General features: G+C 60.1%; 5 protein-coding genes and 1 pseudogene. All 6 read left to right on the top strand.

Going from position 1 to position 5,412, the window contains the following annotated elements; all coding sequences use genetic code 11:
- The first annotated feature begins 410 nt into the window (after window positions 1–410).
- Entirely contained in the window at window positions 411–1,679 is a 1,269-nt protein-coding gene (locus tag AC1DU9_RS29370) for a beta-ketoacyl-[acyl-carrier-protein] synthase family protein (RefSeq protein WP_108217402.1), read from the top strand.
- A 2-nt stretch (window positions 1,680–1,681) separates the two neighbouring features.
- Window positions 1,682–2,488: a MaoC family dehydratase gene (locus AC1DU9_RS29365; RefSeq protein WP_223462820.1), complete on the top strand. Its 807-nt coding sequence runs from the start codon at window positions 1,682–1,684 to the stop codon at window positions 2,486–2,488.
- Window positions 2,485–2,751: an acyl carrier protein gene (locus tag AC1DU9_RS29360; RefSeq protein WP_223462821.1), complete on the top strand. Its 267-nt coding sequence runs from the start codon at window positions 2,485–2,487 to the stop codon at window positions 2,749–2,751. Before AC1DU9_RS29365 ends, AC1DU9_RS29360 begins: the two co-directional genes overlap by 4 nt.
- 35 nt (window positions 2,752–2,786) lie before the next feature.
- A complete protein-coding gene (locus AC1DU9_RS29355) occupies window positions 2,787–3,686 on the top strand; it encodes a diiron oxygenase (protein ID WP_223462822.1) in 900 nt (299 codons plus the stop codon).
- Complete coding sequence (locus AC1DU9_RS29350) at window positions 3,683–5,206, top strand: phytoene desaturase family protein (protein WP_223462823.1); 1,524 nt, start codon at window positions 3,683–3,685, stop codon at window positions 5,204–5,206. The genes AC1DU9_RS29355 and AC1DU9_RS29350 overlap by 4 nt, the downstream gene beginning before the upstream one ends.
- A pseudogene (locus AC1DU9_RS29345) lies at window positions 5,203–5,412 on the top strand (alpha/beta hydrolase); the annotation flags it as partial. The gene AC1DU9_RS29350 and the pseudogene AC1DU9_RS29345, both read left to right, overlap by 4 nt.

Genomic DNA, 5,412 nt, shown 5'->3' with positions numbered 1-5,412 from the left:
GTACTAAGTGGTGCGGCTCGTACAGGTCGCGGGGAATGAACTTCCGGGTACGAAAAATCAATCGCGCGACCATTGTTAGTTTATCAATGTCCGCCCAGCGGCAACCTGTACTTAGGTGCAGTTGCAGGTTGCATAATTTGATTTTCATCGCGCTATCTGTACCTAGATACAGTTGTTCTCTCTGGGTAACTACGGCAACTTATGCCGGGCAGTGGTTAAGCCCCCTATGACGCCGCAGCGCTGAACATTCTCAATGTTGGACAAATGTTCCAGCCAAGGCGTCATGGCTTGTACTTGCGAGTGCTCCACTTGCCTATATCGCCGAACATGCCAATGACAGTCTGAGCGTCTGGATCAGGCTTCTTCACGCTGTGCGGCATTCCAGTCAAGACATCGAAACAGGGAAGATCATGGAAAAGTCCGCTTCTTCAGAACCGCGCCGGGTCGTTGTAACCGGTTATGGCGCCATCTGCTCGCTCGGCGAGAATGTCGACGCTATCTGGGACGCAATGATGGATTACCAGGTCGGTTACCGTCAGCACAGGTTCGACGATCCGAGCATCCATGCGCGTTACTTTGGCTTTATCGATGACTTCGGTCGTGAAGCGATGCGTCCGTTTTCRAAGAAAATCTCCAAGATGTTGCCGTTGTTCGCCAAATACAGCCTGGTGGCCACCCACGAGGCGATCCGCATGGCGTTCGGTGATACGCCCCTGGATGAGATCGTCTCGCCCTTTGATCGCGGCGTGATCCTGGGCACCGGTTGGGGTGGGCTCGACACCGCCAACTGCAATAACAACGAATACCGTAAGCACGGCATCTCCACTTCCTTCGCCACCGTCATGTCGATGTGCAATGCCGCAACCGCCGGTATCACCATGAACTGGAACATGCGTGGTATCCAGAACAGCCCGGTTGCAGCCTGCGCCACGGGCACCATCGCCATTGGTGAGGCTTACGAGGCGATTCGCAGCGGCCGCGCCAAGGTGATGATCGCTGGTGGCAGTGAGTCCTTGAAAGAGCAGTTCAACGTCTGGTCGGTGGATGTCATCCAGGCCCTGAGCAAAGAGCAGGAAAACACGCGCCTGGCCTGCTGCCCGTTCAGCAAGGGACGCAGCGGCTTCGTGCTCTCCGAGGGCGCGGCTGTGTTATGCCTGGAGGACTATGAGTCGGCCCGGGCACGGGGCGTGAAGATTCTCGGCGAGATCACCGGCTACGCTAACTATTCGGACGCCTACGACATGACAGCCCCGGCCGAAGACATGCAGGCCCGGGTACGGGTGATCAATGACGTCTGCAAGCAGGCAGGCGTGCAGGCATCGCAGATCGACTACGTCAACCTGCACGGCACCTCGACACCGCTCAACGATGTCAACGAAACCCGCTCGATCAAGCTGGCCCTGGGGGACGCCGCATACGGCATTCCGATGTCCAGCACCAAGTCCTACACCGGCCACCTGATCGGTGCCGCCGGTTCCATGGAGGCGGTCTTCTGCCTCAAGGCCATGGCCCGTGGCACCATCCCGGCGACTATCCACATGGATGAGGCCGATCCTGACTGCGACCTCAACTACGTGCCCAACGAGCATCTGCATGGGCAGACCCTGAATAACGTGCTGAACCTGAGCTTCGGCTTCGGTGGTGCCAACGCCGGCATCATGCTGCGCAAGGTGGTCTGATCATGCAGTTGCAATTCGGAGCCGAGCAGATCGAGGCCTGGGCCGGCCTCTCCGGTGATCGCAACCCGATCCACTTCGACCGTGAGGCGGCGCGCCGCATGGACGCAGCCGATGTGGTGGTGCATGGCATGCTCGCGCTACTGCCGGTCAAGCATCGCATGGGGCGCGTCAATCAGGTGCTGCCCCAGGACTGGATGCAGTTCAAGGCGCTGCTCAAGGCTCCGGTGCTGCGCGACAGCCCGGTAGCCCTGTCGACCCGCGAGCGCAGCGACAGCACGGGGTTCAAGTTGCACTCGAGCGGCGGCGACAGTGAACACATGATCGGCCATGTACGTATCGTCGAAGCGCCGGTCTGGTTATCCACAACCCCGGGCTTCCTGCTGGCACGCGAGGAGGTCGCGGCCTGGCTCGCACAGTTTCGTGATGACCTGGGCCGGGGGGTCGATGATTGGGTCGCGCTCGATGCACTGATCTTTTCCCACTTCATTCGTAACCATCTGGGAGTGATCTTCGATTGCCTGTCCCCGCAGTTCCGTCAACGACAGCGGCCGGAGCGGCTTGAGGAACTGTCTGATCACCTGGTGGTGCAGACCAGTCACCAGATCACCTTCTGCACGTCGCTGCGCTCGCTGGGCAAGTTGCAGACCGATATTCGCTGTGAGATCGACAACATCCACCTGATTGAAAGCCCAGGCAAGGCCGTGGGCACCCTCGATCTTGGGGTGCATGTCAGCGATCGCCACGTGATGACCATCACTCTCGGGCTGATGGCAAAGACACTTTCAACCCACCAAGGAGCTGTGCAATGACCACTGTAGAGAAAGTATTTACTGTTGTTCGCGACCTCATTCTGGAACTCAAGGATGTCGACGAAAACGATGTGACCCTCGATACCAACATCGAATCGATGGCGTTCGATAGCCTGGACTTCGTCGAGATGCAGCTGGTGGTGCAGAAGAAGATCGGCGTGGCGCTGGATCCCGATTCGTTCGCCAGCCGCAAGATTTCCACGCTGCGCCAGCTGTGCGAGTTCGTGGTCGAGTTCAAGGAATCGGCCGCCGTCCCTGCCTGACTGGCAGGGCTACCGTTACGGATAGGAGCAAGGGAATGCCCACGCAGACCAATAGTGTATTCACCATTTCAGAAGCAAGGGAATCGAAGGTCCGCAAGCTGAGCGAGGTCTCGCACCACAAGACCATGGACCACGCGACCGTATTGCCCTGGGACCAGGAGGTCGATCGCAGCCTGTACCCGAAGGACCCCGATCATCTGTGGATCAACGGCACTCGTTTCTGTGAAGGCCTGAGCGAGGCACAGAAGCTGGAACTGGCCTGGCTGGAAACCGGCCGTGACATCTCCATGTTCATCTGGCTGGAGCAGACTATTCCGCCGCTGTACATGGGTTATGTCACCCAATTCCACGATCGCATCTCCCAGGACCTGCAGGAGTACCTGATGATCTTCTCCAAGGAGGAGATCGTTCACACCCTGACCTTCAAGCGCTTCATGGGCAAGGCCGGCCTGCAATTGTGGAACCCGCCGGTGGGTCTCTACGAATTGCTGACCGAGACACTGCCGAAAATGGAGCCCGCGGTGGGCGTGCTGTTCACTCTGCTGATCGAGTGGGTCGCGGAAATGGGTGCGATGCACACGTCCCAGGGCCCAGGCATCGAACCTATGACCCGTACCATGTTCCGTGAGCATCATCATGACGAGGCCCGGCACATCGCCTTCGGTCGCTGGATCAGCGAGTCGTTCTTTGAAACGGCCAGCCCGGAGTCCATCGCCCAGGTGAAGGCCATGAGTCGCAGAATCATTCCGGCGTTGATCGACATGTTCACCTATAACCCGGAAATCGCCCGGCACACCTCGTTTGAGTTTCCGATCGCGGTGGATGACAAGGCGAAGATCGAGGAGGTCTGGCGCTCGGCCCACAACGCCCGGCTCAATGCCATGCGCTTTGCCGAGATCTACGCCTGGGTCGACAAGTTGGGGCTGCGCCAATGAGCCAGCCGTCCTGGGATGCGATCTTCGTCGGTGCCGGGATCACCAGCCTGGCCTGTGCGGCCATGCTGGTCAAACGTGACCCCGGGGTGCGCTTGCTGGTAGTCGACAAGCATATTGTTGTCGGCGGGTATGCCTCCACGTTCAGTCGGCCGAAACAGGACGCGGTGTTCGACTGCAGCCTGCATAAGCTCAGTGGCATGGCCGAGGGCGGCAACCTGATCCGTATCCTGCGTAACCTGGAGCTGGAAGAGACACTGGACCTGGTCTATCCCCAGGACTACTTCTGCGCCTACCAGGACGGCATGGCGCTGCCGCTGGCCAATGACGCGGACGGTGTGCAACAGCTGTTGGTCGAGCGCTTTCCCCATCAGGCCGAGGCCATCGCGACCTTCTTCGAGCACGTTCGAACTTACGGGCGCAACGGCTACTACCAGTTCCAGATGCTGGACGGCACCTTTGAGCCGGACATGGCCCAGTTGCGTTTCGCGCATCGCAACCTGAAGCACAAGACCGTGCGTCAGGCGTTGCACGAGCTGTTCGACGATCCGTACCTGATCGAGATCCTGGCGGCACCGGGAATCTACGTCGGTGGCTACTCGGAAGACCTGGGCTACCTGTACTACCTGCATGTGGTGTACGCCACGCTCAACCGTGGCAACGCCTATGTCAAGGGCTCCTCCCAGCACCTGTCCAATCTGCTGGCGCAGCGGATTGAACAGGCCGGTGGGCAGATCCTGCTCAGCACAGGTGTCGATGGGGTGCTCACCGATGGGCAAGGCAATGCCACGGGCGTCAGCACCAATCGTGGCGTATTCCATTCTTCGCGGGTGTACATCAACGCTTCACCGCACTACGCGGTGCAGTCGCTGTTCGCGGCGGATGTGGAGCTGGCGGCCACTCGGGAGAAACTCACCGCGCTGAAACCGGCACGCTCGACCACCACGGTGTACCTGGTGACCGACCTGCCACCGGCGCAACTTGGCCTGTTGCATAGCGAATCGATGCTGTTCGCCGGTGATCCGGCGGCAGGCGCCGAGCTGCGCATGGCCGCCGAACGCAGCGGTTATGAGGCGGCGCTCAGTGAGCGGGCATTCTGGGAGATGTCGCCGATCGAGGTCACCAACTATCACGCCCTGGACCCGGCTGCGGGCCTGGTGGTGTGTATCAACGTGCTCGACTCGATCGCCCATTGGCCGCAGCGCCGCACAGCGCAATACCGCGCCAAGAAACAACGGGCCAGCGACACCCTGGTGGAGCGTCTGTTGAGCCAGGTGCCGGGGCTGCGCGGACATGTGCTGCATACCGAGGTTGCCACGCCCCACACCTATGTGCGCTTCACCAACAACACCGACGGTTCGGGTTATGGGGCGATGGTGGGTACCGATCTCAGCGGCCATGTATTCCATCACGGCTTCCCGGTGCAGGGCGTGCAGTTCCTCAGCGCCTGGGTGGCGGGTCCCAGTTACGAAGCGGCATTCGGTTATGCCGAGATGAAGGCCAGACAATGGAAGCGAGCATGAGCAAAAACGAGCAATCGACCGGTTGGCTGGGTGTCGCCATTTCCAAGCTGTTCATCCGGACAATGTTCCGCCAGGTACAAGGCTGGAAGCACGACGTGCCAAGTCGTGCGGCAGGCTTTGTCGAAGTCGCACGCGACGGCAGCCGGCTCGAGGGGGCGTCCCTGCGCACCACCGCCATGCACCCTCGGGGCGTGGTGCTCTTGTGC

It is taken from the genome of Pseudomonas sp. P4_C1 (assembly GCF_056402155.1).
This window is presented reverse-complemented; position numbering and strand designations above follow the sequence as displayed.

Excerpts from the sequence above, each read along its gene's own strand:
- AC1DU9_RS29365 (WP_223462820.1), top strand. The coding sequence starts at position 1,682 with ATGCAGTTGCAATTCGGAGCCGAGCAGATCGAGGCCTGGGCCGGCCTC.
- AC1DU9_RS29360 (WP_223462821.1), top strand. The coding sequence starts at position 2,485 with ATGACCACTGTAGAGAAAGTATTTACTGTTGTTCGCGACCTCATTCTG.
- AC1DU9_RS29355 (WP_223462822.1), top strand. The coding sequence starts at position 2,787 with ATGCCCACGCAGACCAATAGTGTATTCACCATTTCAGAAGCAAGGGAA.
- AC1DU9_RS29350 (WP_223462823.1), top strand. The coding sequence starts at position 3,683 with ATGAGCCAGCCGTCCTGGGATGCGATCTTCGTCGGTGCCGGGATCACC.